Source organism: Phormidesmis sp. 146-33 (assembly GCF_052939515.1).
The window spans coordinates 1-3,663 of record NZ_JBJPHU010000235.1 but is presented as its reverse complement, the minus strand read 5'-3'; the positions used below and the strand labels follow the sequence as shown (position 1 = coordinate 3,663).

The window sequence follows — 3,663 nt, the reverse complement described above, 5'->3', positions numbered from 1 at the left end:
GGTTTTCTTGGGAAATCCCACTCTCCCGACTACACTTCAACCTGAGTAGTTACATTGTCACAGAGCTACTCACCAACGCCTGCAAATACACCCCGCCGGGTGGAGAAATCACCATCTGTGTCACTTTGCCCCCTCCAGAAGTCGAAGCCGTGACGCTAAGAGTCTGCAATACCAGCGTCGAGATTCCCCCAGCCGAGTTGAGCCGCATTTTTGAGAAGTTTTACCGCATTCCGATGGGCGATCGCTGGAAACAAGGTGGCACTGGATTAGGACTGGCTCTCGTCGAAAAATTAGTCGAGCAACTAGGCGCACAGATTCGAGTTGAGAGTCGATCGCTTCAAATTGTTTTTACGATTGATTTGCCTTCTACGCCGCCCTAGGTTTTTTGCATTCTTTGCCACTCAACTGATGCTTCAAGCTTGAAGGGGTGGCTTGAGAAGACTGTTGCAATGGTACTTTACACATGTTCTGCGTTTCTAACTACTTAGCGGCTTTGGCCCGTCCGATCGAGCGCATTCGTTCAAAACTTAAAGCCGTCACGCCGATCGTCACTAGAAAAATTCCAATGATCTGTTCGCTTAACAGAGGAAAGTGCAAAATCAGAACCGCTAACAATGCCGTCACGACTGGGCCGCTAGAGGCCACGATCGACGCTCTCGCCGCACCCATTTGACGCACTCCAAAGTTATTCGTCAGATAACCTACCAGCGTCAACGCTCCCAAAACAACGCCGCCCACTAGAAAGCCCCACCGCTTTTCAGGCAGCACAAACACACCTAACTGCAACGGCAACGACAAAATCAAGCTTGACATAAAGAAGATTGTCACAAACTGCACCAGACTCACGGGCACCGGATGAAGCTTCTTGAAGCCAAGCTGCATAAAAATTAGATAAAAGGCAAACGCCACACCCGCAAAAATCGCAGCCATAATGCCCGTCGAAGACACTGTGCCCGTTTGTTTGAAACTGGGAACAGCGGTAAAAATCACCCCTAACAAAATCGTCAACATCACACCCAACCGCAGGCGCGTCGGTCGATCGCCAAACAGCCACCAAGCCAACGGCACCGTCACCAACGGATACATAAACAAAATCGTGACTGCAACACCTGGGCCGACCGCTCCGATCGCAATATAGATCAACACTTGAGACAAAAACAAAAACCCACCGCTACAAATCACATTGGACAAGGGACGGCGATCGCGATCCAACAACAATTGCTTGATATCACTCCACACAGGCGGATAAAGCCAGCCCGCAACGATCGCCATCATCGGCACGACCACCAGCATTCTCATCCACAAAATCAAGAGCGAATTACCCAAACTTGGCCGAATAAATCCGCCAAACGAAAGGATGCCAAACAAATCGATCGGAGTCCCAATGATCATGCGAACAATCACATTGTGAATCGAGAGCGCCAGCGTCGAAATCAAAACCAACAGCAGCCCAAACTGCGTCACCCGTAATTGAGTCAGCCTTGTGCGAAACGGAAGCGGAGCAGCAGGCACTTCTAAAGGAATCGGATAGGCGCGTCGAGCAGACGGCTGGGGAGGTAACTGAGCCTGCAAATCAGCAACTTCTTGCATCAGCCGCATTTTTTGGGCCTGCAACTGATTGATCTCGTAAGACAACTTGGCGCTCATCGCTTGCAGACGCTTGATGTCGGGCGATTCAGCGTTTGCACCCTCAGCCCCAAAACGGTTTCGCTTATCCTCTAGACTCATGAGTGTTTGTCCTTGCCCCTGCTGTTCGCGGTCAGGCTTTTCGTCTTCACAAAAACTTTATCAGCCTGTTTGGTATTGTTCCCAATAAAACATTAGTTGAGCAGAATGGGTAGGAATCTCTGAACAAGCGATCGCGCAATCACAAAAATTACGGCGCTGAGTCCGGCTGAAATGGGGATGGTCACAAGCCAGGTGAGGGCGATCGATCGCAGCGTTTTTCCTTGAATTGATTTCAGTCCTTGCACCAGTCCCACGCCGACGACTCCCCCCACCAGCGCATGAGACGTAGAAACGGGCAAACCAAACCGAGAAGCCACCAAAATCGTCGTTGCGGTTGCTAATTCTGCACAAAATCCGCCGCTGGGCTGTAGAGAAATAATGCCTTCGCCGATCGTCGCGATCACTTTTTTTCCCAAAACTGCCAATCCTGCCACGATGCCCATGCCGCCCAGCACAAGAATCCACAAAGGAACTCGAAAGTCTTGTAGGGGAACGGTTCCCGTTTGGGAGATAGAGACGATCGCCGCCAACGGTGCGATCGCGTTTCCTACATCATTTGAGCCGTGAGCAAACGCCACAAAGCAAGCGCTAACCACCTGAAACCGGGCGAGAAAGGCTTCGGGAAGCGGCTCTTTTTTTTCTAGCTGTCGCCAACTCGTGAAGGTGAGCGCGATCGCTCCCATGCCGCCCATCACCAAGGGAATATCGTGAGCGGGAATGAGCAGGTGAAGCCGATCGCTGAGAACTTTCTGAATCGGTTCGCTTAAGGTGGGCAGCACAATCACGCCAAACACCCCAATCAACACAGCACTCAGCCAGGGAATCCATTCTTGAAGTTGGGCGATCGGGTCAGGCTGATCGAGAATCCAACGCTTGATCACACGATAGAAACTCGCGGCGATCGCTCCACTGACTACGGGCGTGACGACCCACGTTAAGGAAATGATGCCGAGCGACGACCAATTCACCGCTTGCGGATTGATAGCAACACAGGCAAACCCAGCGATCGCGCCCACCGTGGCATGAGACGACGAAACCGGAAAGCCAAACACGGTTGCAACGTTGAGCCAAATTCCCGCAGCAATCAGAACGGCAATCATACCCAACAAAAAAATCTGTGGCATTGAGGCAAACGATTCTAAGTTCACCACGCCTGTTGCCAATTTTGCAGAAACTTCTTGCCCAAAGAGAACGGCTCCAGTGAATTCTAAAATGCCCGCAATGACGATCGCTTGCCTCAAGGTCACCGCTTTGGAGCCGACGGACGTTCCCATCGAGTTTGCGACATCATTTGCGCCCAGATTCCAGGCGAGGTAAAACGCCAAAGCACTCGTCAAAATCAACAGAAAAGGCTGATCCATAAATTCGGGAATCCTAAAACTTTAAAGTGAAGCTTTCCATTGATTTCGCTGCATCTACAATTTTGGCGCTTCTCAACCCTTATCAAAGCAGCAATCCGCATGAATTTCGTTCAGCAAATCCAAGAAAATTTAGAAAACCCCGCCGAGTTAGAACGACTGTTTCGAGAAGATGCAGAGGCTTTTCGAGTTGCTTTTGAGTCTGTGTTTGCTGAAAATCCCGATGCGATCGTTCTAAAAGTTTGGCAAGAACGGCTGCATTTTCAGGAGACTCAACCTGTTCAATCTCGCCAGATTTTTGCGGACAGCAGTTTGATTTTGATGCTCTGTTTACTGGCAGGCACGATCGCAAAACTCCCCATTTACTTTCCTCAGATCACAGAAAATTGGTTTTATCCAAGAAACATTGCTTTCATCATTTTTCCAGCCCTTGCTGGTTACTTCCTAACTCAAAACAAGTCTGGTAAAAGCCTTGTAGGAGCCAGCCTCGCTCTGTTTGTTCTACCGCTTGTGTTTATCAACACGCTGCCAAATTCAGATACCTCCCATACGCTTGTTTTGTCTTGTTTACATCTAC

Annotated in this window: 4 protein-coding genes; 2 read left to right on the top strand and 2 right to left on the bottom strand. The window is 49.9% G+C overall.

Annotated elements, in window-relative coordinates:
* Nucleotides 1-380, top strand: a 380-nt coding sequence (locus ACJ2PR_RS35415) for a sensor histidine kinase (protein ID WP_446880570.1), incomplete at its 5' end; no start/stop codon positions are given.
* 100 nt (nt 381-480) lie between these two features.
* On the opposite strand, the gene ACJ2PR_RS35410 is transcribed toward ACJ2PR_RS35415, so the two are convergent.
* Nucleotides 481-1,728 carry a DMT family transporter gene (locus ACJ2PR_RS35410; RefSeq protein ID WP_446867616.1) on the bottom strand — a complete coding sequence of 416 codons (1,248 nt, stop codon included), beginning with the start codon at nt 1,726-1,728 and terminating at the stop codon, nt 481-483.
* A 92-nt stretch (nt 1,729-1,820) separates the two neighbouring features.
* Nucleotides 1,821-3,089, bottom strand: coding sequence for an inorganic phosphate transporter (locus ACJ2PR_RS35405; RefSeq protein ID WP_446857589.1), 1,269 nt, complete (start codon nt 3,087-3,089; stop codon nt 1,821-1,823).
* A gap of 99 nt (nt 3,090-3,188) precedes the next feature.
* Here ACJ2PR_RS35405 and ACJ2PR_RS35400 point away from each other — a divergent pair.
* Nucleotides 3,189-3,663 (top strand): hypothetical protein (locus ACJ2PR_RS35400; protein ID WP_446880569.1); only part of this gene is annotated, 475 nt, incomplete at its 3' end.

What these genes read in the sequence shown, in the direction of transcription:
- ACJ2PR_RS35410 (WP_446867616.1), bottom strand. Translation starts at nt 1,728, where the DNA reads ATGAGTCTAGAGGATAAGCGAAACCGTTTTGGGGCTGAGGGTGCAAAC.
- ACJ2PR_RS35405 (WP_446857589.1), bottom strand. Translation starts at nt 3,089, where the DNA reads ATGGATCAGCCTTTTCTGTTGATTTTGACGAGTGCTTTGGCGTTTTAC.